This is a genomic window from Acidianus ambivalens, from assembly GCF_009729015.1.
Classification (GTDB): Archaea; Thermoproteota; Thermoprotei_A; order Sulfolobales; family Sulfolobaceae; genus Acidianus; species Acidianus ambivalens.
In genome coordinates this window covers 501,208-526,289 of sequence record NZ_CP045482.1, presented here as the reverse complement: position 1 = coordinate 526,289, position 25,082 = coordinate 501,208, and the positions used below count along the sequence as shown (strand labels likewise).

The 25,082-nt window shown below is 32.2% G+C and carries 30 protein-coding genes; 18 read left to right on the top strand and 12 right to left on the bottom strand.

Annotated features, from left to right (window positions below; genetic code table 11):
* Positions 1-129: 129 nt before the first annotated feature.
* From malA to D1866_RS03180, 3 genes are all read right to left on the bottom strand, one after another.
* A complete protein-coding gene (gene malA / locus D1866_RS03190; protein WP_152943355.1) occupies positions 130-2,169 on the bottom strand; it encodes an alpha-glucosidase MalA in 2,040 nt (679 codons plus the stop codon).
* 93 nt (positions 2,170-2,262) lie between these two features.
* Positions 2,263-2,613: a hypothetical protein gene (locus D1866_RS03185; RefSeq protein ID WP_152943353.1), complete on the bottom strand. Its 351-nt coding sequence runs from the start codon at positions 2,611-2,613 to the stop codon at positions 2,263-2,265.
* A 1-nt stretch (position 2,614) separates the two neighbouring features.
* Complete coding sequence (locus tag D1866_RS03180; protein ID WP_152943351.1) at positions 2,615-3,277, bottom strand: plastocyanin/azurin family copper-binding protein; 663 nt, start codon at positions 3,275-3,277, stop codon at positions 2,615-2,617.
* A 422-nt stretch (positions 3,278-3,699) separates the two neighbouring features.
* Here D1866_RS03180 and D1866_RS13050 point away from each other — a divergent pair, with 422 nt between their 5' ends.
* From D1866_RS13050 to D1866_RS03165, 3 genes are all read left to right on the top strand, one after another.
* Positions 3,700-3,987, top strand: a complete 288-nt coding sequence (locus D1866_RS13050; RefSeq protein ID WP_425428215.1) for a hypothetical protein — start codon at positions 3,700-3,702, stop codon at positions 3,985-3,987.
* Positions 3,977-4,210, top strand: coding sequence for a clan AA aspartic protease (locus D1866_RS03170; RefSeq protein WP_231136376.1), 234 nt, complete (start codon positions 3,977-3,979; stop codon positions 4,208-4,210). Before D1866_RS13050 ends, D1866_RS03170 begins: the two co-directional genes overlap by 11 nt.
* 304 nt (positions 4,211-4,514) lie before the next feature.
* Complete coding sequence (locus tag D1866_RS03165) at positions 4,515-4,838, top strand: hypothetical protein (RefSeq protein WP_231136375.1); 324 nt, start codon at positions 4,515-4,517, stop codon at positions 4,836-4,838.
* Here the strand turns inward: D1866_RS03165 and D1866_RS03160 are convergent.
* Positions 4,810-5,157, bottom strand: coding sequence for a hypothetical protein (locus D1866_RS03160; RefSeq protein ID WP_152943349.1), 348 nt, complete (start codon positions 5,155-5,157; stop codon positions 4,810-4,812). The two genes, D1866_RS03165 and D1866_RS03160, sit on opposite strands and share 29 nt — an antisense overlap.
* Positions 5,158-5,318: 161 nt before the next feature.
* On the opposite strand from D1866_RS03160, the gene msrA reads away from it, so the two are divergent.
* Positions 5,319-5,855 (top strand): peptide-methionine (S)-S-oxide reductase MsrA, encoded by a 537-nt coding sequence (msrA, locus tag D1866_RS03155; RefSeq protein ID WP_152943347.1) that lies wholly within the window; start codon positions 5,319-5,321, stop codon positions 5,853-5,855.
* A 395-nt stretch (positions 5,856-6,250) separates the two neighbouring features.
* Complete coding sequence (locus D1866_RS03150) at positions 6,251-7,036, top strand: DUF3800 domain-containing protein (RefSeq protein ID WP_170254153.1); 786 nt, start codon at positions 6,251-6,253, stop codon at positions 7,034-7,036.
* An 802-nt stretch (positions 7,037-7,838) separates the two neighbouring features.
* Here D1866_RS03150 and D1866_RS03145 read toward each other — a convergent pair.
* Both D1866_RS03145 and D1866_RS03140 read right to left on the bottom strand, forming a co-directional pair.
* Positions 7,839-8,228: a hypothetical protein gene (locus D1866_RS03145; RefSeq protein ID WP_155861033.1), complete on the bottom strand. Its 390-nt coding sequence runs from the start codon at positions 8,226-8,228 to the stop codon at positions 7,839-7,841.
* A complete protein-coding gene (locus tag D1866_RS03140) occupies positions 8,221-8,487 on the bottom strand; it encodes a hypothetical protein (protein WP_152943343.1) in 267 nt (88 codons plus the stop codon). The genes D1866_RS03145 and D1866_RS03140 overlap by 8 nt, the downstream gene beginning before the upstream one ends.
* Before the next feature lie 226 nt (positions 8,488-8,713).
* Between D1866_RS03140 and D1866_RS03135 the strand changes: the two genes are divergently transcribed.
* Positions 8,714-9,175: a PaREP1 family protein gene (locus tag D1866_RS03135; RefSeq protein WP_152943340.1), complete on the top strand. Its 462-nt coding sequence runs from the start codon at positions 8,714-8,716 to the stop codon at positions 9,173-9,175.
* Positions 9,176-9,449: 274 nt separating this feature from the next.
* Here the strand turns inward: D1866_RS03135 and D1866_RS13265 are convergent, their stop codons facing one another.
* Positions 9,450-9,581 (bottom strand): hypothetical protein, encoded by a 132-nt coding sequence (locus D1866_RS13265; RefSeq protein ID WP_231136374.1) that lies wholly within the window; start codon positions 9,579-9,581, stop codon positions 9,450-9,452.
* Between the two features lie 1,219 nt (positions 9,582-10,800).
* On the opposite strand from D1866_RS13265, the gene D1866_RS03120 reads away from it, so the two are divergent.
* Together D1866_RS03120 and D1866_RS03110 are read left to right on the top strand one after the other, a co-directional pair.
* The gene (locus tag D1866_RS03120) at positions 10,801-11,625 is read left to right on the top strand and encodes a DUF2642 domain-containing protein (RefSeq protein WP_196773476.1); all 825 of its coding nucleotides are present in this window, start codon (positions 10,801-10,803) and stop codon (positions 11,623-11,625) included.
* A 424-nt stretch (positions 11,626-12,049) separates the two neighbouring features.
* Positions 12,050-12,259: a hypothetical protein gene (locus D1866_RS03110; RefSeq protein ID WP_152943338.1), complete on the top strand. Its 210-nt coding sequence runs from the start codon at positions 12,050-12,052 to the stop codon at positions 12,257-12,259.
* 305 nt (positions 12,260-12,564) lie between these two features.
* Here the strand turns inward: D1866_RS03110 and D1866_RS03105 are convergent, their stop codons facing one another.
* Complete coding sequence (locus tag D1866_RS03105; protein WP_152943336.1) at positions 12,565-12,954, bottom strand: PIN domain-containing protein; 390 nt, start codon at positions 12,952-12,954, stop codon at positions 12,565-12,567.
* Positions 12,941-13,168, bottom strand: coding sequence for an AbrB/MazE/SpoVT family DNA-binding domain-containing protein (locus D1866_RS03100; protein ID WP_152943333.1), 228 nt, complete (start codon positions 13,166-13,168; stop codon positions 12,941-12,943). The genes D1866_RS03105 and D1866_RS03100 overlap by 14 nt, the downstream gene beginning before the upstream one ends.
* Before the next feature lie 1,008 nt (positions 13,169-14,176).
* On the opposite strand from D1866_RS03100, the gene D1866_RS03095 reads away from it, so the two are divergent.
* A complete protein-coding gene (locus D1866_RS03095; protein ID WP_152943331.1) occupies positions 14,177-14,554 on the top strand; it encodes a hypothetical protein in 378 nt (125 codons plus the stop codon).
* An 89-nt stretch (positions 14,555-14,643) separates the two neighbouring features.
* On the opposite strand, the gene D1866_RS03090 is transcribed toward D1866_RS03095, so the two are convergent.
* Positions 14,644-15,411 (bottom strand): glycosyltransferase family 2 protein, encoded by a 768-nt coding sequence (locus D1866_RS03090; protein WP_152943329.1) that lies wholly within the window; start codon positions 15,409-15,411, stop codon positions 14,644-14,646.
* Between the two features lie 84 nt (positions 15,412-15,495).
* Here D1866_RS03090 and D1866_RS13260 point away from each other — a divergent pair, with 84 nt between their 5' ends.
* From D1866_RS13260 to D1866_RS13245, 5 genes are all read left to right on the top strand, one after another.
* Positions 15,496-15,705, top strand: coding sequence for a class I SAM-dependent methyltransferase (locus D1866_RS13260; RefSeq protein WP_231136373.1), 210 nt, complete (start codon positions 15,496-15,498; stop codon positions 15,703-15,705).
* A 20-nt stretch (positions 15,706-15,725) separates the two neighbouring features.
* A complete protein-coding gene (locus D1866_RS13255; protein WP_231136372.1) occupies positions 15,726-15,923 on the top strand; it encodes a class I SAM-dependent methyltransferase in 198 nt (65 codons plus the stop codon).
* Between the two features lie 209 nt (positions 15,924-16,132).
* On the top strand, positions 16,133-16,792 hold the full coding sequence (locus D1866_RS03080) for a hypothetical protein (RefSeq protein ID WP_152943327.1): 660 nt from the start codon (positions 16,133-16,135) through the stop codon (positions 16,790-16,792).
* Positions 16,793-17,171: 379 nt separating this feature from the next.
* A complete protein-coding gene (locus D1866_RS13250) occupies positions 17,172-17,645 on the top strand; it encodes an FkbM family methyltransferase (RefSeq protein ID WP_231136371.1) in 474 nt (157 codons plus the stop codon).
* Entirely contained in the window at positions 17,626-17,964 is a 339-nt protein-coding gene (locus D1866_RS13245; protein WP_231136370.1) for a class I SAM-dependent methyltransferase, read from the top strand. Before D1866_RS13250 ends, D1866_RS13245 begins: the two co-directional genes overlap by 20 nt.
* A gap of 106 nt (positions 17,965-18,070) precedes the next feature.
* On the opposite strand, the gene D1866_RS03070 is transcribed toward D1866_RS13245, so the two are convergent.
* Positions 18,071-20,548: a hypothetical protein gene (locus D1866_RS03070; RefSeq protein WP_152943325.1), complete on the bottom strand. Its 2,478-nt coding sequence runs from the start codon at positions 20,546-20,548 to the stop codon at positions 18,071-18,073.
* A gap of 96 nt (positions 20,549-20,644) precedes the next feature.
* Here D1866_RS03070 and D1866_RS03065 point away from each other — a divergent pair, with 96 nt between their 5' ends.
* Positions 20,645-21,706 carry a glycosyltransferase family 4 protein gene (locus tag D1866_RS03065; RefSeq protein ID WP_152943323.1) on the top strand — a complete coding sequence of 354 codons (1,062 nt, stop codon included), beginning with the start codon at positions 20,645-20,647 and terminating at the stop codon, positions 21,704-21,706.
* Between the two features lie 37 nt (positions 21,707-21,743).
* Here the strand turns inward: D1866_RS03065 and D1866_RS13045 are convergent, their stop codons facing one another.
* Complete coding sequence (locus D1866_RS13045) at positions 21,744-22,382, bottom strand: glycosyltransferase (protein ID WP_196773474.1); 639 nt, start codon at positions 22,380-22,382, stop codon at positions 21,744-21,746.
* Positions 22,383-22,898: 516 nt separating this feature from the next.
* On the opposite strand from D1866_RS13045, the gene D1866_RS13240 reads away from it, so the two are divergent.
* The 3 genes from D1866_RS13240 (at position 22,899) to D1866_RS03050 (ending at position 25,039) form a co-directional block, all read left to right on the top strand.
* Positions 22,899-23,231 carry a hypothetical protein gene (locus D1866_RS13240; protein WP_231136369.1) on the top strand — a complete coding sequence of 111 codons (333 nt, stop codon included), beginning with the start codon at positions 22,899-22,901 and terminating at the stop codon, positions 23,229-23,231.
* Entirely contained in the window at positions 23,206-23,835 is a 630-nt protein-coding gene (locus D1866_RS13235; RefSeq protein WP_338025413.1) for an FkbM family methyltransferase, read from the top strand. Before D1866_RS13240 ends, D1866_RS13235 begins: the two co-directional genes overlap by 26 nt.
* A gap of 484 nt (positions 23,836-24,319) precedes the next feature.
* On the top strand, positions 24,320-25,039 hold the full coding sequence (locus D1866_RS03050) for an FkbM family methyltransferase (RefSeq protein WP_231136368.1): 720 nt from the start codon (positions 24,320-24,322) through the stop codon (positions 25,037-25,039).
* Positions 25,040-25,082: the final 43 nt, after the last annotated feature.

Below are 25,082 nucleotides of genomic sequence, written 5' to 3'. Positions count from 1 at the left end.
TCAAGGTAAATTAGTCCAAATAATATAATAAGCGATGCAATCAGGCTAACGTAATTACCTTGCTTCAAGAAACGTGGATTCATATATTCCACTACTCTTCAAATATAATAAAATTGTGAAAAAAGCATTTTAATAAACTAACTCTACTTTTCTCACCTCTTTATTTATCTTAACCTTACTTAAAGCCCCAAAGTCCTCAGTTTTAACCTCATTATCATCAATTATAACTTTTTCTGCCTTATCTGTAACTAGTATATTGACGAAGTATGGTTTTGAAAACGTAATAATATTTCCTTTTTTCTCTATTTCAATTTCGCATTTTAACTTACTATTTCCTAAAACTATTAAGTCATTTCCATCTAGGTTTACAATAGAATTTTCCCTTATATAGATAGGTAGGTCTGCGTCAGTTTTAACCCAACCACTCCTCTCTTCTCCTGTTGAGTATTCGAACCATTTTCCAGGTAAATAAACTACTCTATTTTCTCCAAGTTGTGGAGCATATAGTACGTATTTGCCTAGCATGTACTCATCCTCAATTTTGTAAGTATCCTCATCTTCTGGGAATTCGTAAAATAAAGGTCTAATAATTGGATGACCAGTCTCGTGCGCCTCCTTAGCCAAACAATAGATGTAAGGAAGGAATTTATACCTAGTATTTATGACATCCCTTACTTTTTCCTTATAATAATGAGGTAAATATATTGGCTCAACATCTATACCGTCTTTAGCTTTATGAGTCCTGAAAAACGGAAAGAACATGGCTAGCCTGAACATGTAAAGTAATATTTCGGGAGAGTTTTCAACCTTACTTAACCTTCCTTGAAATCCTCCAATATCTATCCCAACATATGGAATGCCAGAAATTGACAAGCCGAGCACAGTCTGAAGTTGTAAGATTAGTTGATCTCTGGCTGAAGTATTATCTCCCGTCCATACGAAAGCATATTTTTGTATTCCGGCGTAACCTGATCTAGATAATATGAAGATTTCGTCTCTCCCTGCCTTCTTAAATCCTTCAAATGTTGACATTGCCTCATAATAAGGATAAGCATTCCTCACTTGAGTATGAGACACTTTCTTACCTCTTAAGTAGTGAATAACGTTATCCGGAAAAGTATAATACATCCTATCGTCCCTAAATTCTATAGGAGTAGATCCTAAAACTTCCCTAATCTGAAAAACTTTGGTAAAGTCTGTTGGTTCGTTCATGTCAAGCCAAATGCCGTCAACCCCTTGGGAAAGCCATTTTGAAATAAGCTCACTCCACCAATCCCTTGTTTCTTCCCTAAAGAAGTCTGGGTAAACAGAATTACCTGGCCACATCTTACCAACAAACAAATCACCCTTATCAGTCTCACAATACTTACCCAAACCGGAAATAAAAACTTCGTAGTTCTGATCAACCCTAACGCTATGATCAACAATAGTTATAACCTTAACACCGCGAGAATGAACCTCCTCAATAAACTTCCTAGGATCGGGAAACCTCTCCCTATTCCAAGTAAACAATTTAAAAGAATCCATATAATCAATATCCAAAAACACTCCCGTTACATTAAAACCTTCTTCTTTTAATTCATCTAATAATTTGACTATCTTATCCTGAGGAAAATAAGAATATCTAGAAATCATGTAACCAAAAGCCCAAATAGGAGGAAGAAAAGGCTTGCCAGTAATCTCGCTGTATTGCTCTAAGACTCTTTCGATCGTAGGACCTTCAAAGAAGTAAATCTCTACCGAAGGCTCTGGAATTTTTATCTTTATCTTACCGTAATCTTCTACACCTATATCGAATATAACCTTTGAGGCGGTATTTATGAAGTATCCCCTAGCTACACCGTTTTTTACCGTTATCATAAAAGGAACATTCAGATAAAGGGGGTCACTAAACTTGTCATATGCTCCTGCATCAACGTTATACATTATAAACCTTCCTCTTCTCCTATCCAGTTCGTAAGCTTTTTCTCCTAAACCAAGTACGTGTTCTTTAATATCCAAATCTTTCTCTATTAATATATTGCCGTCGCTCTCTGTAATATTTAATGAAAAGAACGAAAGGTCCTTTTCGGAGTCCTTTCCTTCAAAAGGAAACTCTACTGGAGGAAACGGATCATTAACTATTATCTTATATATTCCTCTCCCACTTTCTTTTATTACAACTTTCATATGATGAGCTCTTGCTATTTTTTATAAAATTTTCTAACAAAGATCAAAAGGATAAAAAGAGGAAAAAGAAGAAGAAAAATAATACTACTACAATTATTTCTTTTGAGTCAGTGCTAAGATACCCGCGATAAGTAATAATATAAAAGAAATTCCAAAGAATCCGAAAAATACTGGAATAGAAAGGACTGCAGCTATAATTAATAGCACACCGCCTATTTGTCTATCTGAAATTAATGAACCTATTAAACCAAGTACTAATGCAGGAAGGGCCATAATGACAGGAAAAGCGAAAAAGATGGCTCTATGCGGATAACCTCCCATCATACCACCCATCATACCGCCGTAGTATCCTCCCATAAAATAATAGCCCATATAAAATGGAATAACAAAAGCTACTAATAATAGAACGGAACCTACTATTCCTAAAACTTGATAATTCTCCATTTTAGCTCACCACAACTATTTTACCGTACATTCCCATCTCAGCGTGGCCCGGATATGTGCATATATACCAATAAGTGCCAGGAGAAGATATGGAGACGGTATACGAATATTCATAAGCTTCACCGGTTGAATAGTTAGCGTGAGGTAATAAAGGCATCATAGAAATAAAGTACCTATTTTTATTCATCATCACGTTGTTCATCATATTTCCTCCCATCATCACGTTATACGAATAAGGCGGTGAAATAGTGGTAATGACAAAGTTATGGCAGTCTCCTGCATCCAAGTTTATAACCGTAACGTGAATGATTGCACCTTCAGGGATTATCAATGTAGGATTAATTAGTCCGTAAATTACAAACACGTTATGTTGGGCATAGGCTGGCGGAGTTCTTCCGGTTAGATTTTCTGCCCTTATATGGCCCATGGTTAGCACTATAAGATTTATATTGCTTGATGTAAATATTATGCTGTTGTTCTTAGGACATACGTAGGCATTAGGGGGAGGATTAAGCTCTGTTTCAGCTTTTGCTATCTTAACAGTGGTAATTCCATTATAGCCTTCAGGATTTTGAGATAATATGTAGTTTTGAAATCCGACGTAAAAAACTAGGGAAGAAGCTATTGCTACTGCAAGAACTATCATGAGTATTTTATTCTTCATAGCTAATACTTTACTTTGGCAATTAAAAAACCTATTAAAACCATTAAGTAATTTACTTATAGGTCCATTCTCCACTCAAGCCGATTTAGCAACAAACTGAAAAAGAATTAAACAATGTATTAGTTTAATAAGAAGAGAAGTAATGACTATCTTAAAAATTGCTTATAATATACTAAAGTTGACATTGACTAAAATAAATAGAAAAATACGAAATTTTCTCGTTTGATTCAATAGATTAGTTAATACTCATAATCACTACTTATGATTTAAATAATAAACAGCTTATTACTTCTGATATGAGTAGAATGCCAGAGCATCTAATAAACTTAAATAATCATTTTACTATTTAAATAAGGGAAAGCTTGCACTTATTTTTAAGTGTCGCACGAAATAGAAGGTAGGCTTTAACGATAATCTAACATATAAATCTGAAAACAGGAAAGTTTACTTCAATACAAAGAGTTAAATATTCTAGAGAGATGTCTAATATTGAGAAATTGCAACATAAAAAGGAAGAGCTTTACGTGTTTCTTTACACTACTAACACGTGGAACTCTAAACTAGCGGGAGAGGTAATTAAAAATTATTTAGAAGAAGAGAAAGTGTTCGATAACGAGACCGAAGCCTATAATTATATGGAGAAAAAGAGAAAGGAAGGAAAGAGAGTAAGAGTTGAAGTTCCAAATAAGGTGTATTTCCTTGGACCTTGAGTTAGAGATTGAAGGTGTGAAAATTAAGGCTAAAATAGACACTGGGTTCGATGGAGAAATAATAGTAAATAAAGAAGTTTTCGACAAGATTCCATACGATCAAGGGCCTAGAATATACACAGCCTCTATGGAATGCTATTCCACGTACGTTAAATTGGCTAAGATAAAGTATTTAGGGAAAGAAGTTATATCGACTGTCCTTAACTCGCCGGTTATAGAATAGTGGGAGAAGAACTTTTAAGAAAAGTAGGAGCGATAATAAACTATAAAGACAATACAATATAAGATATGTAGATATATGTTATAATGCAATTGTGAAATAATCTAATGATTGTTAGAGTAATTCAAAACTTACAACTATAAGCCAATATATATTACTTTTTCTCTTTAATTATTACTAACTAAAGAATCTAAATAAGTACTCATCCTATAAATCCATTCATTTAAAAGAAGGCAAAAGCTTACACGTAATTACTTACAGTATATTTAATAAGGTATTATACACACTCATAGATTAAGGGATTGACGTGTTCGGTAAGGATGTGCACGAAACAGCGTCAGAGATTTTCAATGACGGAATTATGACGTTAATCACGTCAATTATAATGGCTAACAGTAATATATCCGAAGAGGAATTAGAAAGGAAAGTTGGAGAGAAATTTCAACACTTAGATAATATTTCAGGACTTGTTAAAGAGAAAGTCAAGAGCTTAGAAGATTTAGGGATAATTGAAAGGAAAGGCGACGTGATAGTTTTGACTAAATTCGGAGTAAAAGTTGGTAAAGTGCTAAAAGATATGTTAAAAACTTATTATGAAGCTTTTACTTCTCTAAGATCGAAAAAGCACTAATTCTTGCCTCTAAATATTCGTTTAATTTCTCACAGAGATCCTTTTCTGTCCCTTTAGCGTTTAGGCAGTTACTATTTAGAATCTCAAGCATCCTCTCATCCTCTTCTGCCAGAACTTTAGCCTTAATTTTATCGGTTTCAGACTCTCTCTCAAATCGAATGAGCATGAATGTGACCACTATAATAGTAAGGAGATATGCAACAACCGTAAGGAAAATATAGAGAGGAGAAAGGTGAATGAGAGCCTCAGTTATTACAAAAACTATGCTTCCACCGGTAATATAACCTACTGCCTTGCCTATATTGGTAATTTTAATCATTCTTACCTATATAATTTGATGAGATCATCTTTTTAAAGATTGTATTTCTACAAATTCGTATTCATGAGATATAAAATAGAGGGTTATCCCTAAAAAGTTCGTGAGAGAGTATAAAATCTATTCTAACATAAGTTAAAATTCGTCTATGCAATATTCCTTTTATGGAAAAAGCTACACTAGGTGGAGGATGCTTTTGGTGCACCGAGGCAGTATTCTCAAGAGTTAAAGGAGTAATAGACGTTAAGCCTGGATATTCCGGTGGTCACGTTCCTAATCCTACTTACGAGGAAGTGTGCACAGACGAAACTGGTCACGCAGAAGTTGTACAAATTACGTATGATCCTAACGTTATATCGTATAGGGAAATTCTAGAGATCTTTTTTGCAATTCACGATCCTACCACTCCCAATAGGCAAGGTAATGACGTCGGTAGCCAGTATAGGTCAATCATCCTATATCATAATGAGGAGCAGAAGAAAATAGCTGAAGAAATGATAAAGGAAGTAGAAGCAAGGCTGGGTAAAAAAGTAGTTACTGAGGTTGTACCATTCGAGGTATTTTATGAGGCTGAGGACTATCACCACAATTTCTACGATAAACATAGGAATTATCCTTACTGTAAGTTAGTAATTGATCCTAAAATAAAGAAATTCATGAAATATTTTCCAGAAAAAAACAAAGAACGCATAAAGAATTAGCTAAATCTAGAAATAAAAAGAAAGCAGAGCTGTAAGAAATATTTAATCTACGAATCAAAGTGGCTAAGGAGATAGAACGAAAGTACTTAATAGTTCTAGTATTATTTACTAATAGAAATTTGTATCTGGAAAAATCTGACCCATGCTTTCTTAAGTTAATATCCAATTTTCTATGATTAAGTATAGCTGTGCATATACTATGAAGCTCATATATACTTTAAAAATCTCGCACTTCTTGAACGTAAACTTTTATATTAGAAGCTTAAGTTTTTGTATTTAGCTAGTATGAAAATGAATGTGAGCAGACTTATTATTTAATTTTCAAAAATTAAAATCTATAAATGGAAACACATCTAACCAAAATATTTAAAAAGTCTCATGTTCACATAATTTTTGTGCTGATTGTTTTTATAGATGAAAACGGTAAAGGCACTTTCAAAGAATTTAACAGAAGAACTAACAGGCCTTATCCATATATTGTGACTTCTACTATAACTACTGATATAGAGCTTGACAATATAAGGAAAAGTATTAGCAAGCTAAAAGCTAATTACGGATTACCTACTAATATGGAGATTCATGCAAGTGATCTTTTCCATCCAAGAAAGAATTTTCCTCTTTCTGAAGCTCAAATACGCGATTTTGCAAGCGAATTTGCTGAAGTCATCAGAAGCTTGAATTTAAGAATCATATCCAGTGTTGTATTTAAAGATTATATATTAAAAAAGAAAAGAATCGGAGAAAGACTAACTGTTCCTCATAGACTAGTGAAAGATGATAAAGATTTGAGCATAGATGTGATGAGAATAGCTTATAGGCATTTATTTGAGAGAGTACTTAAACTAGCAGATAGAGAATATTCAAATGAATGGATACTTATTGTGCATGATCAGATAAATGTAGATAAGGATTATCAAATGGCAAAGGATCAAATGAACGTAGTTAAAATTATGGAGGATGAGTTACTCAATAATGCGTTCATAACAAGGACATCGGCTATAGGGAGAATCTTTAAACCTATTTTATTTGCAAATTCTGCTAATTATGACGCTTTACAAATATCAGATTTTGCCGGTTACATTATAAGGAAACATGTACTTAACGAAAACAGTGAAAAATTATTTGAGATAATTAGTAACAAGCTGGATAAAAATCCGAAGACGGGAAAGATAGAAGGATAGGGAATTAAGACTTGGACATATTTTGCGGAAGTGGAATAATCGGGAACACGTGGCCGCTACGCCAGGTGTTCCCTCATCTATAGCGCTACGCTACTCAATTAATTTTTAATTAAAAGTACCTATTTAAAATTTTCTAGAATTAATACGCCATGGGTCAGCTAATTTTCTTAAATTAATATGAGAAGGATGAGCTCTAAGTTCAACGTTTAATTAGAAAGTTTAAGCTTATTCTAGCCAACTAAATCCTTACTAAAAAGCGCTAGAGAAAATGATTTATTACAGTCAAATATTGTGTTTACCGTGGCGTAATTTCTCCTTAATTTTTAATACTTTCAATTACTCCATGGATTTACATGCATACATGAAAGTTTGGGGTTATCCCGCTAAGGGGTGGAAGGGTAACGGAAGTTACTCTGGTAAAGCCCAAGGGCTAGAATTGATATGAAATCCTATGAAGTCCAAACCCCTAAGTTACAATGTTAGATAATAAATATATATTACGGTCTTTCGGTAAAGTTAACAAAATTTCTTAATTGTTGACGGTTTATTAGTAGGAAATAATGTAATAATTCTTCTTTTATTATCAGACTGGACAAAAACCACGATAAGATATAAACAATTAAAACTTAATTTTTTACAATAACTTTCCTCATCATTAAGTTTTTTGGCAAATACTTTCTCATCTTTACAAAACTCATCAATTACTCTCCGAATTTCACCTACTATTTCTATCCCGTAATTTTTGCTTAGTTCTTCTAGCCTGAGTTTTAACCTTTCTTGAGCATGTCTCGTAAATTCGCACTTAATATAAAACCACCGTTGAAACCATCACGCATGGTGAGCCAAATGAGTCCCTATAATCTGGATAAATTGAAATATTAGTTACTTTTATTATAATGTTGAAAATTTTCTCATCTATTTTCAACACAATCTTAGGCTCGTTTAAAACCTCAATCTTCCTAATCTTAGCCGGTCTGGAATTTAAAGTGTTACTAGAGCAAAGAGGGCCAAATCTTGGCTTATCAGTATTCACAGATATAATGTTCTGAACCACGAAAGAGTATTTGTCGTCCTTCTTGAACACTTTGAGCAAAACAGGGTGAAGAATTAACTCTAAGTTTTCTTCATCGGTTTCTATCTTGTACTTCCCTTCTTGAATTTCTTGTAAGGTATAGTTTAGGACTTCACTCACTTTTAATTCCCTTTATACCTTCTTTTAGATCTTTATCTAACGGTTCTATTGAGATGTAAGATATCCTACCGTTCTTGTCGACTCCAATAGTGACAAAAGCCTCACCTTCAAAGCTTTTCTCAACACTTCTCTTGAATTCAACTATAAGATTACCAAAATCATTATCTACTAGCACTTGAAAAGGAGCGCTAGAGAAGGATAAGGACTGAAAATTCGTGGAAATCTGAGAACCGGACTGACTAAATCCCCACTCTTCCATAATTCCTATTATGTACTCTAGGTATTAATTTGTTATGAGCCTAATGTTGCCGTTAACAAATTAAATACAAGCTCTATTAACTACTTAACTAGCAGTTTGCATAAATTTCTAAGAGTAAACTCATTTATTTTACACAAAATATTTAATTAATAGTTAAATAATTGAATCATCACGCGAGAGTTTCAAACTAAAATAATTTATTAATTATCCATCACAATTCTCACATATGGAGGAGCTAATAAAGAAGGCCGAAGATATAGGAATTAACGTTGAAGACGTACTGATAAGCAAGAATGATCCTAAAGAGGAGATAAAGCTTAGGCTTGATCTAGCTAAAAAGTATATGAAAGAATGCGAGGAGTACTTAAAGAAGAACGACCCAGTTCAAGCTTCTGAAAAGGCTTATAAAGTTGCGGAAGAGCTAATTAAGGCTTTGTCTGAGAAGTTTAACCTTGAAGAATATCAAAAAACCTTGAAGGAAGGCAGATGGTATACTTACCTCCTCGTGTCGGCTTCTAGTAAGCTCTCTCAGAAATTGGGAGACTGGGTATTGTCAGGCTGGGACGCTGGATACTCGCTTCACGTATGGGGTTTTCATGAGGCAAAGCTTACAATAAATGACATCATACCTAGAGTAGAAAAGGTAAGAAAAATGCTTGAAGAAAGCGAAAAAATGCTTGCCAACTAGTCATCGCTTATTTAGAGTCATGGATATCTAAATGATATTTGATTAAGTAATCTAATTAATACCAAATGATAGAGACGCTATACCTTGAATTTTCACACTGCAAATTTCACAGCAATTACGAGAATTAAAAGGCAAGAATTATTAATATTATATAAACCATACTAGTACAGATAACTTTATTAATTTCATACAAATTTTTGTAACTAAAGAGATAAAAGAGTTATTATTTTCAAATAAAATAGTTATTGACGGTTATCTTGCCCTACATATGTTATTATATGTTTACACGCTTTGCGTAATCCTTTAGCCTATCCCAATCCTTATCGTTAGATAGAACATTAACTCCTTGCCTTTTAGCAATTACAGCAAGAACTTCATCAACAGCGTCTACGTCTTTATCTTTCATCACTTCAAATGCCTCAACAAAATCCTTTATGTTCGGATATTCTAATTGAACATTTTGCCGATATCACATCTTCAAAAATTCTCGACCAAACGCGAAATATTTATTGGCTACTTCCCGTTTATTTTTCTTCATAGCTTCAAGTGCATTTTTCCTTATTACCTTCATCACTTCTGCAACAACAAGGTCTGAATATACTGGATCATAGCCCCCAAGTAAGTTAAATAGTTTATTTCTTTTTCTATAATTATATTGGTATCAACTAGTACTTTCATCACTACTTAGAAAGCCAGTACAGTTATTGCGAGAGGTGCTCCTTGTATTTATCCATTGTGAACTCCCCGCATACTGGAATAATTTCCTCACCTAAGCCGTTAATCAGAGTCAATGAAAGGATAATGTAATCCACACGTCTCACTAAGCTGCAATCGCTCAAATAAACAATCTTTGCCTCCTTATCCACAGGAGTTAGGTTATGCGTTATTTCTATTTTATATTCCTAACCCATGTAAAAAGAGTTTCGATATTGATGAGACTTTCATAAAAATAATTCGTCCAAACAATCCATTTAAGTGCAAGCTCTCTATTCATAATAACATGAAAAATCCATCTTTATTAGATTATTATGAAAATTATCATACTAAGCTTAAACAAATTCTACATATGCAGAAACAATGAGATTGAGTGAAAACGCAATTCAGAAGTTTGTAAAGAAAGACCAGATTTTAAAGCATACTGCGGAAGAAAACTTCTCGTAATATATTTTGAAGTTTAGTATTGTCTCTTCTGCAGGGAATAAAATTAAGGGATACACCACACATTTGGCGTGAATAATTCCTTTATATAATTAGTCAATAGACGTTGTGATTTTCAAAGAAGTTAGAGCATCCTTTAAAAAGCAACGAAAGCCTCGCGAGCATGGAATATGATCTCCTTTCTCAAAACATCTTTTAATAGCTTAGGAGAGTTTAAGTGATCAGAGCTACTGCCTCAATGAATTTGCACTCTCCGATTCCCTCATAGCCTTCGTATAATAAAGGCATTGTATTTCGTCTTATTTTTGTTAAAAACAGAGAAGTAATGATTACAAGAAAAAGTCCACGGAGAGTTGTTTGAGGAATTAAGAAGAGTGAGATCTTTTTATAGCTCACTACGAATTGTTACCCGCTTTTGCACTCTATTTTTCCATATTTTTTTAGCATTACGATAAGATTGTAGTAATATGAGCTCGGAATCTTCGGTGTATGTAGATTTCTTGCCATACATAATTTCCGCAATAATTTCAGGTACTATATCCCTCATAACAGCAGTATACATAAGGCGATATGTGACTGGTATAAGTAGAGTAAGAATCTTAAGGGCGTTATTTCGTCATATTGAAATTCCTCTAGAAGAGAATAAAAAGATGAATCTATTATCCCTATATGAGGCAATGTATGCCGTAAGAGAAGCAGAATTACTTCTATATTTCTTCATATTTTCTGATTTTATATTACCATATTTCTCTTACCTTGCCCTCATCTTCCCGTTAATTTATGCTCCCTTTTACATTTTGTTTGACGACTTTGCATTTAGAGAAGTGGTAACTAGAATATTATTTAGTATATTTAACAAAAATACTTATATAATTGTAAATAAATCATGGCTTTACTTCGATCCTTATTTTGTACAATTAATAATATATTCTATATTTTTCACTATTTTTGAAATTATTAAATATAAACTCTATTCAAATGAAGTGTTGCTTGAGATAATAATAATTTTAGAAATTTTTATAATAATAATACTGCAGATAAGTAGAATTTTTCTACCAAAATTACGCTATAGAGAAGATTTCGAATCAGCAATTTTTCTAAAATCTGGTATCAGACCAAGAATTAGAGTACATACAAATAAGGACGACATAGAGGGTAAAGTTAAGGATGTTAAGGACGATCTAGTTATAGATACGGAAAAAAGCGAAGTTTATATACCATGGGAGAACATAGTGTATTTCGAAATAATTAAGGAAGAAAATAACAAAAGTGTATTAATTAAATACTCTTAAATGATATAATTATGATATATTTACAGTAAAAAATTCCATATACTTTATTAGTTAAGTAATTTAATGTAAAGCCCAATAGAGTTTGTTACAAAGAGATATTAACGAAGTTCCTAATCTTCTTATATTATAAACACTCTTGTATTAAAGCCAGTACATTATTATTGTCTTATTAGATTAAGTGTGTAATAAGTTACACATAGCAGAAGAACAAGTACTCGCAAAGTTCTTTCAGTCTCTTTAAGTGATTCTGAAATACTTAACCTCCTAGGAGAACTTAAGGAGAGCGATAGTGAATTAGAAAGAGAATGCGGAATAAGTAGGAAAACGATATATAATTGGAAGAAAGGAAAAGTAGGAGAAATTAGCAGAGAAACCAAAGAAAAACTCATCTCTTTCGTTCTAAATAAAAAAAGAAGGGCTAATGATGATAGCTGAAGTAAAAAGGTACTCTTACGTTCAGATACTTCTAGAGTTAATAAGAAAAGAATTAAGCGAAGAAGAAAAGAAAAGATTGGAAGTAATAATAAGCTATAATAAAGTACTCAATGGCAAAGCAATTATTCTAAACTCTACTTTAATACCTTTATATCCGCTCGCTTTTGCTGCCTCAGAACTATACAAAGATTTTAGGTAATTATATAAAATATTATTAGTTCAATCTTCTTTGAAATCATATCCCTTATTGCTGCTTTGTGATCTGTTCAATTTTTCCTAAGAAACTACATTAAACTTCTAATTTAACGTCTAATTCAGAACTTATGCTGAAGAAAGTCTAGAACCTAAGGAAATTTAATAGCTCATAAATTAAATTACTATTATTCTTGATATCGTTACATGTCCTATAACTTTATCCACTTTAGCATTAGATGTTAGCTAGTAAACAATTAAATCTTAATATTATCTAAGAGTTATTTGAGGATTGCCATCTCCGCTTTATCCTTAAGGAATTGTTCTTACACCATGTTTTTCAGCAATTTTCCTTAATTTTTCATCATAGGTTGCTAAATCTCCTTTTAATTCCTTAGCTAAGGCTAGAATAACGTAATCATTTAACATCTTTAAAGGTTTACCGTCTTCCTTTAACATTTTTACGCCATTAAGTATGGTTTCCGGGTTTTCGTATATAATTTCAAACTCTCTTAACTCTTCAATCTTAGTTTTTATTAAGGAAACATCTGATGCAAGTTTAGCTAAAACCCATAAAAACTCATAAACGACTATCTGCGGAATTTTAACGTCCTCTTTTTCTATAATTTCTAGAGCTTCAGAATGGTTCTCGGAATCTTCAAAAGTTGAATAAACCAATATGTTCGTATCAACTACTATCATTTAGTGCCTCCTCAACTGCCTTATCTATATCCTCTTGATCCACTTTTCTATTCAATCTTATTGTAGTCCACTTTCTTTTATACGGCTTAATTATTATAGCTCCATTACTTTCATCCAAAGTTACTTCAACGTAGTTCCCTTCTTTTATACCTAATTTTTCCCTTATCTCTGAGGGGATAGTAACTTGAAAGTTTCTAGTAACCTTTACTTTCATAGTAAAGAGTGAGAATTACTAATATATAAATTTTACTAGTAACTACTACGACTCAGTAGAAATCCAATAAGTTTCTAAGCATTATTCATTAGCGTGAGAAATTACAATATCACTTCTCTTGCTAGTAGATTTCGTATTTAGTTGAACATAAGTTTCCAATATCTTCTTAAACAATTTGATTTATGTCATGAAGGGAATTTTCTCTATCGGCTAAAATAATTATCTGAAAGATATTCTTTTCAACGTCTTGTAAGATTGAATCAATGACTTTCTGTATAGCTAAAAGGTTATTAATCATTAAAGTAATTAGTTCATCGATTACATATTCGAAAATTATGGACTTTCCAAATCTTCTAAAAAATCTTATTAATTAGCTCTACACGTTGTTATGGTACATGTTTTTCTTGCTGAAAAATGAATAAAGAAATTACGTATCTAGAATTATCATTGTTACTCATTCCATTCACTTATTGCTTGAAATATGCTAGGCTTCTTTCACAAGGATTATTCACTTCTATTACCTTCTCCTCTTTTGAGGTTACAGAATTTATTAAATGACTTGTAATTAATCCTATAGAAGTGCCTAGTAAAATATTTAAAAACTCTCTTGTTCATATAATTTTTATGCTGATTGTTTTTATTGATGAAAACGGTAAGGGAACTTTCAAAGAACTTAACAAAAAACGAACAAGCCTTATCCATTTATTGTTACTTCTACTATAACTACTGACAGAGAGCTTGATAATATAAGGAATAATATCAGTGAGCTAAAGGCTAATTATTAACATTATTAGAAAATATTTTCCCAATTTTAACGATAATTTTCAAACTATTTTAAATAATATTTTAAATAATATAGACACAATCAAAATAAATATCAGGAAATCTGTAGCCTATGATAAACTGATAATTACAATATCCACACCTATCTTTGCAGTAATTCAAGCAATATTGGCCTTAATTCCATTAGTTGCTAATATAAATATCGAAGAGCTTTTATATTATTATGTGGAATTAAGTGCTATAATCTCCATTGATTTATTTGCATATTTGATTGTTTTACTTATTAAAAGATATAACGTATTTATTATAATGGAAAGAGAAAATATAATACCGCCCATTACTGTTTTTATGATTATTTTTATAGCTGTTATTATTATAGTCTCTCTAGGATTACCCATAATTATCATAACTTATAGTGTAATTTTATCTGTAATCAAAATATTAACAAACGCCCCAGTCAAAGAATTATCTGTAGGATTAGTTATAGCTTTGGCAATTATTTTTGGTTCATTCTTTGTTTCAATGCTAAAATTAACGGATATATACGAAATTAGGGGAAGCTTATCAACAATTAGAGAAATTCTTACAACACGAAGACGTTAAGTAATAAAACGCTTTTATTTGAAATATGGTTATAAAGATTTGCATTAAAGGTATTTTTACCTTATTGCTTCAATGAATATGTTCCCTATTTATAGATAATAACCTAAAGCAAAGGGAACTCCCTTAATTACCATCAAGGGAAGTAACTTCACCTTCTCTCCTAAACTTAACCCTGGCCTAGTCCTCCTCTCATAAATAAATCTCTCGTACTCAGTTCCCCTCAACAACTTAGCGTTCTTCCCGTATTTATACCACTTCCTCATAAAATTCCACAGAGAGTCGTCCTCCACGTGGTAAACTGCATTAGGAATAAACTGAACTTTCCCATCTTTGTACAGCTTTATAACGTTATAATAAATTACGCTGTCCTCAAAGGCGTTAAGTTTACTCCTAAGGTTTTCAGGAATTTGCTCGTAAGCCTTCAAAAGCAACTGTCTATCATACATTCTGGGAATTATACCGCCATTATCTACTGACAGATTGTCAGCCCATTTCCTGTGAGTTATTTCCCTATCAATTCTCATAAGTTTATGGACTATTCCTTTTCCTACAGTTATTTCTCCTAATGCAATAACTTTCTCCTCAAAGCCCTTAAAGTTCTCAGAAAAATACATGTCGGAATCCAGGTTAACTACGTAGTCGCCCTTTGCGATTTTTGCTCCTTCAATTCTTGCAATTAACCTACTACCTTTCACCTGGAAAACTTTTGCTCCCTCTTTCTCAGCAATCTCCACAGTTCTGTCCGTGGAAAAGGAGTCAACAACTATAACCTCACTAGCAAACTGTAGTGCTGACTTAACAGTAGCTCCAATAGTTTTCTCACTGTTAAGCGTCGGAATTACAACACTAATTTTCATTAAGAAAATATGAGAAAGGAAAGTTAAAAGCCTAAAGTCACCTTTTCCTAACGTACAGTACATAATAAATAGAGCCTTCTGCATATGTTAATTCTTCCTTTTCCTTACTCTTTTGAGCCAAATCCTTATTCATTTAAGGTCTTGTCACTTAACGTTCTTGACTATAGATTCGATAATGTAAAATTATACAATGTAGCCTTAGGTAACAAAGAATGTGAAGTCTTTATTAGCACTAACTTTGACGAAACTCATGTTTCACCAAATGGATATAAGATAATAAAAATGATAATTTAGATTCTTTAAATTTAAACAACTTGGATTTATTAAAAATAGACGTCGAGAATTATGAAAAGGAAGTTCATTTAGGTGGCGAGAGCACATTGGATAGGACGGATAAGGTAATAAGAGAAGTTCATGAACATGATAAAAGCTTTGTTGACGCTATAATGTATACTCACGGGTTAGTTAAACTGTACTTCCATGTTTTGCTGCCTTTAACGTATAAGTCCTAACATAAACCTTAACGAAAAGATCCGCAGAAGCTAAGAGAGGAGAGATTAATAGGAGATTTTTATTGAGATATTATGCATATTAATTCATACAGCAATTTCCCAGAAAACTAATCTTTAGTGAAATAAATTTATTGTTTCTTAATTTGCATAGAAATTTTTATACAAATTATTCCATTAAAACTTATATATTAATGGAAGAAATCAATATTATGAAAATACTTCTTAATGAAGAAGATTTGGTTTGCAAATATTTTAATCCTATAGAAGAAATGTATGATCTAGAATACCTTAGGTTAGCAAAGATTTTTCTCAATGCATATCATAGACAAAAAATTCCAGAAGAACCTTATTATCCTAGCATAGAAAATACATTTGCAGAAATGTTATCATTCATATACGATAAATGTGTCAGTAGATGGAAATATGAATACGAGAGGAGAATGGAAGAACTCGAAAAGAGAAATGAAGAACTTAAGAAGATTAAATACTTAGAAAGTAATTCACTAATACCGTCATTGATCAATTTTAATTCCAGTATAGTGGAGTTTTTAAATTCATATAAACTTGGATTTATATATGATGCTATAGTGAAAGTTACCGCGACCTCTGCTTATTTTATAATATCAGAACTTATGCTAAGACGAATAAATGGAGTTTTTAGACAACCGGATAAATCAATATTGTTGAATGAACTAGATAAGCTCCTAAAAAATCGTGAAGATCCTAGCAAATTCTTGTTGGAAATTCAGAAATATGTAAGTCATCCTAAAGTAAAAGGCTTCATAGATCATGAAATCAGTATAGATGAGCTTTATGTAAAAAGATTAGCTAAGAAATTAAAGAGAGTTAGAAAAAATACTTCAATATAAAAACATAGACCTTTGTATCCTCATTTTATAAAATTCTCTGTTGTATGCTTAACACGTAATAAGCTATTTAGCCAGAAAGCATAGAGATTGCGTAATTGTCCGGATCAAAAGGAAAATATGACCATCGCATATAATTAGATTAGATATATATAAATGTTAATTTTTCTAAGATTTTCTAAAAAAATCCATTTCGTATGAATAATCTACATACAAATAAATCGTGCCACCCCATATTATAACACTAGTATTTTTGAAAGTTCTTAGACTAGGATTTGAATGCAAATCCTTAAGACTAAGACTATAAACTTTCTGAAAGCACTAACGTAAAGTATACTTTATTAAACATTTATATCGTATAATTACAATTGTAATTGTATATATGACAGTCGATCTGCAATCTTTCGCAGAAGTTCCTGCTAAGGCAATCCTCTTGAGGAGGAGTGACTTCGCAGCATTTTACCAAGTAATAATAGAAAATATTTACTCTCCTTTACTTTCTAATATTAGAGAAGGAGATATAGTTATCGACGCGGGGGCAAACATAGGCTTATTTTCCATCTTAGCCTCTTTTAAGGTAAAGGATAAAGGGAGGGTTATAGCCATAGAGCCAGAGCCTAATAACCTAAAAATCTTAATGCAAAATGTGGAACTAAATAATCTGGACAATGTAATTGTAATTCCTAAAGCACTTTACGACAAACCGGGTAGAAAGGTTAGCATGAAGAGTGAAGGTGTCGGTGCTTATGTATTTGAAGACGGTGAAGGTATGGTTGAGACAACCACTCTTGATGAAATAATGGAAGAAACTGGCCTAAAACCTAGAATACTAAAAAATGGATATAGAAGGTGCTGAAGGTAATGCACTTATCGGTGGCATAAACACAGTAAAGTACCTAGAACTCATTGAAATGGAAGTTCATGATGAGGAAAACATGAAAAAGGTTGAGGAAATATTATCTGGATTTAGGAAGAGAGAGCTAGCAATAGAGGATTTAGGGAATGTATACAAGCAGTTCTTAAAACACCCCTTCAAGATACTTAGGATTGAGATGGCTAACCGTTTTTCTACCACTAAACGTGTGTTGTTATCGAAAATTAAAAAAGAAAGTAGTCACACGGCTCAGTACCCGAAACAGATAGTCTATTACAAGCTAAGGAGCGATTCTTCTTAATCTCACGGTGAATATTAACACTGAATTATTTTAATAGATGAAAATAAATTAAGTTGTATCTAAAAGGTATATGTACAGTAATTAAAAATGGCTTAACGGACTTTGATTATAACTTTCTCTTCTTTCTTAATACTACGATATATAATATAATACCTAGATCAAGTATGAAATTAATAACCAGTTCTGGTAGTAGGCTGGGATAACTGAGGTTTATACTAGGATATGTAGTGGAAATATAGACATTAGCCGTTCCAAAATAGTAACTGCTCTCGTAAATATAATTTTTAACTTCAACAACGTGTGCATATGGTAAGAATTCAAACCATGGGTTAGCAAAGACAGAAATCCCGTACGCTGTAGGCGAATAATTGCCAGATTCAACGTTTATAGAGTTATTAACAATAGAAATTTCTTCCCTACTCTTAAGGATTGATAAAGCTTTATTGAATAAATTGTTATAACTCGAAGATGGAACTAGGACTATCTTAACTATTCCGAGATTATTGCTGACTACGTGGATTTCGTGGTTTACTAAGTTTAATTTTCCTGCAAAAACCCAGTTAACATTATATACTGAATTACTTAACGATATGCTTAAAGTGTTTCCAGAATATATTTTAACGTTTCCACTAACTTCCTCATTAAACGTTGTCCCTACTGGTAAGATAAATACGTAATATTTACCATCCGGTATTTTTAAGGTTAAGTTTAAGGGTACTTCATTACCTTCACTTATCGCATCCATAATGTCTGGCGTCCAGAAAGGTGAGTCGTGAACCCAACCTTTGGTATAATATTGATTTAAATAAACATTCGATGCTGAGATTACATAAGAGGAATTAGTTATAAGCATAGGTATGAGGTCAATAGGAGAGAGATTATACCCTATGAATCCCTTAACATAAGGTAATATAGTCTGTAAATTATTAACATAATAAAACGGAATAATTATAAAAGATGTGTTAAGTTCCGAAACTTGTTCTAAAATTTCTGGAAAATTAAAAGCTACATAAACGCCGTGTTTGATTTGAAGACTTTCGTATAAGTCGTTCTTGAACACGAGTATTCCGCTGTTGTTGTATAAGAGAGTAAAATCTGGGTTATTTATAAATAAATTAAAGCATTTAACAAGACTAGGTTGTAATATAACCACATACTGTATACCAAAGTATGATAGAAACCTTGCAGTATTTCCTGCCTCCGGTAAGCCATTCCAAATAAAATTCATATAACCTAAATAAGCAGGATAAAGCATTGAAGGTAAACCAGAGTAAAAACTTGCCAAAGTATAATTTCCTAAAACTAAGACTATTCCAGAATCATTACGCGATATTAAGTTAATGCTATCTATCACAGCATTAGGTGGAGGAGTTGCATGATGAGATTCAATGGAAGAAGCAATAGGAGAATAAAAAGAGATAAAAAGAGAAAGTAAAAGAAGTAAAATAGGCAACGCTTTTATAGCCCTTGTCACAAGATGTTTTCCTCTATACAAACACTTACCTACAATAAAGAAAGTAAAAGAGACTAAAAGGTAAAAGGGAGCGACAAAGAAGTAGGAAGGTAAATAAGTAGGGTATAAGTAAACTAAGTACCCGACGTAAGGAGTTTGTGCTAAATAATACCCCAAAGTTGTAACTCCGACGTAATTGTAAGCAACTACTGCAAGAATAATAATCCCGAGGAAAATGGTTATCGGTTTTCGAAATAATAATGCCGTAAGTCCTATTGCTATACTTATTACTCCTAGAATTAAATTCGCATGATATTGAGAAATATAATAATTAGCCCCTAACCAATACATTATTCCGGATAATGTATAAAACGGCTGTACGTGTTGTAAGGCTATTCTTAGCTGGTTATAGACAGTTGATACTCCAACCAACGGTATGTAAGGTTTTATGAACTCCGTATAGGCAATCGTGTTAAAGTTTAATAATATAAAGAAAACCACTCCTAGAAAGAAGACTTTAGTCCACTCTTTCAAATAGAGTAATCGCTTCCCCCTTTTTAAGGCTAAGAAATAGAGGGAAAAGATAAAGAAAGTCAGTATGCCGAATACTATTCCTCTAGGATCAGTGAAGTCCAAAGTAACTGCAATAGCGACAATCATTGAGCGTAATAGGGCTTGTTTGAGTGTTAGTCTCTCACCGATATCTAAAGAGTAATCTAACAAAGCTAAGGTTAATGCGTAAACCCCAGGGAAGAAGTATATTACTCCAGAAACAGTATACCACGTTATTGGCACCGGAATAGAGGCTAGGGTAGGGGTAAAGTAAAGGAGAAAACCAGAGGCGTTAAAGTATTTTTTAAGGAAGTATTTTGAGGAAAAGAAAACTCCTAAAAAGAGTACCTCAAAAGTAAAGAAGTTCCACAGAGTAGAAGTCAGGGTAAGTGGGACACCTAAATATAAGGAAAGAACATCTAACGGAAAACCTATAAGCAAATACAGTATACCAGTAAACGACGCACCGTTCATTACGCTAAACATTAATTGTCTTTCCACCGAGTCTGGAATTGTAGGATAAGCTGGAGGGATGTCGTTATGATTCAGAACGTACCATTCCACAACTGAAGTTATCAAAGGGATTAAGTACAGAAGGTGCTCCTTATTAAACCGTCTAATGGACACATTCACTTTTACGTGAATTTATTAATAAACTTTATCACAACTACATTAATGAAAGTACTCTTAGTAACGTTCGGCGATATTAACAATCCGACAAACGGATATTTAATAAGGGTTTCGACAATATATAAGTGTTTATCTAAAGAACATGAAGTGACTGTAATACAATTCGTTAACTCTAAAGTTGATAATAGCAAGAATTTTATAAATGTTGAAATTGGCAAAAACCATTTCTCTTATGCGATAAAAATAGTATTTAAATCGCTTTCCTCAATTAAACTGATTAAATCCAACGACAAAATAATTGTTGAGGGTTCTATTTTCCTTCCTTTTATTATAATGGCCAAACTGTTAAGGAAGAGAGTAATTTACGACACACATGGTTCCATAGTAGAAGTTTCTAAGGGCTTAAAAGGAGTAAAGAACTTCATCTTCCGCAGAATGATAGGAGGTTTTTTAGACTCAATTTCCACTAAGCTTTCCGACGTAGTAATAACTGTCTCAGAAGATGACGCCCAAATTTTTAGGAGATACACTAGAAATAAGGGGAAAGTAGTAGTAGTGAGGCACGCAATTGATGTAGAGAATATTCCCTTTTATGAAGTACCTAACGAGAGGGTTAAGAGAGCGATTTTCGTAGGGAATTTATATTCTGTTCAAAATTATGAGGCTGTTAAGATTATTTTGAAAGTCGCTGAGAGAGTGAAAGATGTTGAGTTCGTAATAGTGGGAGATGGGAAGGAATTGTTTAAAGATTATCCCCCTAACGTAAGGTTTGTAGGTAAAGTGCCCTCGTTACGTGAGTATTATAAAGAGGCCGACGTGTGTTTTATCCCTTTAACTACGGGGACTGGGGTAAAAACAAAAGTATTAGAATGCATGGCTTACGGTAGGCCAGTGATAACTACTAAGAAAGGGATAGAAGGTCTTCATGATGTAGAGAAACTTGACGGCATATATTTGATAGGACCTGCTGAAGACATAAGTGAGTATGCATATTTGATGGGTAAGTTAGTATTAAATAAACAATATCATAATTTAAGGGAATATGTAATGGAAAAATATTCAGTTAACTCTATTTGCAGGAGCCTTTTACTCTTAGTTAAAAATTAACGTATATAAAATGGAAAATATCAGATGTATTTTAAATTCAGAGATTTGTTATTTTAAGAAATTTTTCCTCGAAATTGATAGTATTAAATAATTTAGCTCTTTCTTTCACTTCTTTCCTTAAGCTCTCGTTATTTAGAGCTTGATACAAAGATTCTACCGCTTCTTCCTCTGTAAGGTATCCATACCCATATTTTCCTTCTTCTATTATATCAATCCAGCTACCTCCACTCTTATGAACCACTGGAACTGCACCGGTACTCATTCCTTCAACTACAGATATTTCAAAGGGCTCTTTAACCTTAGCATGCAAAATAACCTTTGCTTTGCATAGTATTTTCCTTTTATCGTCTTCACTAGCATTAGTTAGAAAAATAACATTAGATGGAGATTTAGATAAAAGTTCATTATAGTATTGTGAATCTTGAACTCTTCCTATTATAATGAATTTTAATCTTGGAAACTTTTTGGCTATATTAATCACTAAATCATAATTCTTATCTCTAACAATTCTTCCTAAACTTACCACTATATCATCTTTCTCATCAATACTGTCACATTCTATGAGTTTTACAGGTGGATATAGTACATCGGCGGATCTATTAATTTTTTCCTTAAGAAGTCTCAATGTAAAACTTGAATTTACCGCAATCATTCGAGTATTTTCTCCTAGCTTCACCGATGTAATAAAATTTACCAAATCTTTAACATTTCTTACGTTTTTAATATCATTTAACTTAAAATATTTACGTGAGGGAAAATGCACATAACCGAAATCAAAACTTCCAATTAAATTATCATATGTGCTACAAATTGTATAATCATACGAATAATCAAAAAAATTATGAAGAAAATAAAGTAATACAGAGTATAATCTGGTTATTCCAAAGATTGCTAAATCACTATTTAATTTCTTAAAATGTAACGATATAATTTTATCTGTTAAATTGGATAACAAACTTGAAGTAACTTTGTCAATAAACGGGGAAAACAAATGGACTGAATACCCTCTCTTTTTTAATATAGCTAGAATATTTTGTAATACTACACCCCCTCCACCTGTCATCGAGAAATTTAATGGAAAGGGCTCAAATATCCCTATCTTCATTTTAGATCTTCCCTTTCTTAATATGATTTCTTCAAAAATCATATACTATTCACAAGATTTTAAAGTAGAGATTCGAATAAATATTTGATGAAAGACTTTGTTTCTATGGTGAGTAAAATCAATAATTTTAGAAAAATATTTGCCAATTGGATCTCCATATTAATAAAATTATATAATGGAGAGAAACTGATTAGGGTAACGTTAAGAGATAAATCTGATGGAATCTGCACTAAAGATTGTATTATAGCTATAGTTAACCTAGTTAGCAAATTTAATTTTAGTCCACTAAAATTTCATTTTAAAGAAGGGAGATTATATTACGATAATAGTCCAATCGTTATAGACACATTTTCATCAGTTATGATTTCTGCTGGCGGTTTTATAAAGGAGGGCAATCTGTGGAAAAATAATAAATTATAAGGTAAAATTTATTGATACAATAACCACAGGTTTATTCGAAAATTTTTACATAGAACAATATAATACTGAGATTCAAGGTGACGTAATAGATATTGGAGCTAGTATAGGCGATTCTGCAATATACTTTGCCCTAAAAGGGGCTTCACATGTTTATGCTTTCGAACCATTACCGGCAGTCTATAAAATAGCATTACAAAATATTAAACTAAATAATTTAGAGGGTAAGATTACTTTGATTAACGCAGCAGTAGGATCTAAAGAAGGAACAGTTAAGGTTCCATCAAGTATCAATATTCAAGAATCCGAAGGATACTCTATAACGAATTACGGAGATGTTGAAGTACCTTTGCTTTCATTTAATAACATCAAAAAGATTGCCAAAGATCCTGATTTATTAAAGATTGATTGTGAGGGATGTGAAGCAGATATAATCTTTTCTACAGAGTTAGACTTTAATAAAATTTTTGTTGAATTGCATCAAGGAATAACCCGAATACCTCATAAAAAATTGCTAAAAAGACTTGAAGAACAAAAATACAGATGCAAGGAAAGAATGAAAATAGATAATCATACTAAACTATTTTACTGCATAAAAATTAATTAATCCTAAACTATTCGAGATTGTTCTCATATCGATGCACTATTTGATATATCATTTGATATATCATCAGATTAATATTCGCTTTTCTATGATGTTATTTACTAATTTCAAATAAGCCTTATTCAAAAAACTATTTTCTTGAATAAACTATATAACATCATATAACATTCGACAAAGCTAAATCATAATAAATCACCATCTAAATCTTATTATCAGCCCTAGATTACTAGACGCTTTTATTATTGACATCATAAAATATTTAAATCTTCAGAGAAGTTATACTTGCCAAGTACTAACTATGACTTCCAAAAATGAAATTTTCATATCTTATCTGAATTCTTTAGCACAAACAGTTAATATTAAAAATTATTTTTACTCTTTTTATAATTATTATAGAACATATAAAAATTATTACAAAGTAATTAAGAGTAGAATATCTAATAAATTTCCTATTAAAGCTGAATTAAAGAACGGCAAAATAGTTATTTTGGATAATGCAACCACTGCATATTATTACACTGTATATTACCTTAAATTGAAAGACCTTGAGGTCAATGACGATTATATGAAATTTACTTACATGAACACAATAGTTAAATTTTATGGTTGGAAATACGGTGACCCTGCTGCTCCATTTGCATTACATGAATACAAATTTTTAGATGTTAACGGGAAAACGGTAGTTGACATAGGAGCTAGTATTGGTGACACACCCATATATTTCGCGTTGAATGGAGCTAAGAAAGTTATAGGATTTGAACCATTTCCTAAGATTTTTCTTATTGCTAAGAAGAACATAGAAGAAAACGGGTTACAAGACAAGATAATTATGGTTAATGCGGGCTGCGGTTATGACGGTAAAGTAAAGATAAAGCCAGAATTAGAAACTAATGCAGGTACATTGTTAAAAGATCAAAAAGATGGAATAGAAGTTCCAGTTTATAGCTTAAATACAATAGTAAAGAAATTTGACGTAGAAGAAGATTCGATACTTAAAGTCGATTGCGAAGGTTGTGAATATGATTTATTTAGAACAGCAGCTACCAATGCGTTGAGAAGATTTAGTAAAATTATGATCGAGTATCATTACGGATATAAAGAGTTAATAAAGAGGTTAAAAGATTCGGGATTTAGGACAAGACATACAATACCTAAACGCATGAAGAATGGAATGATATTAGGTTATATTTATGCGTGGAGAGAATAGTGTTCATTATTGTTCCGCTTATAAAATATGGAGCTAAAATATA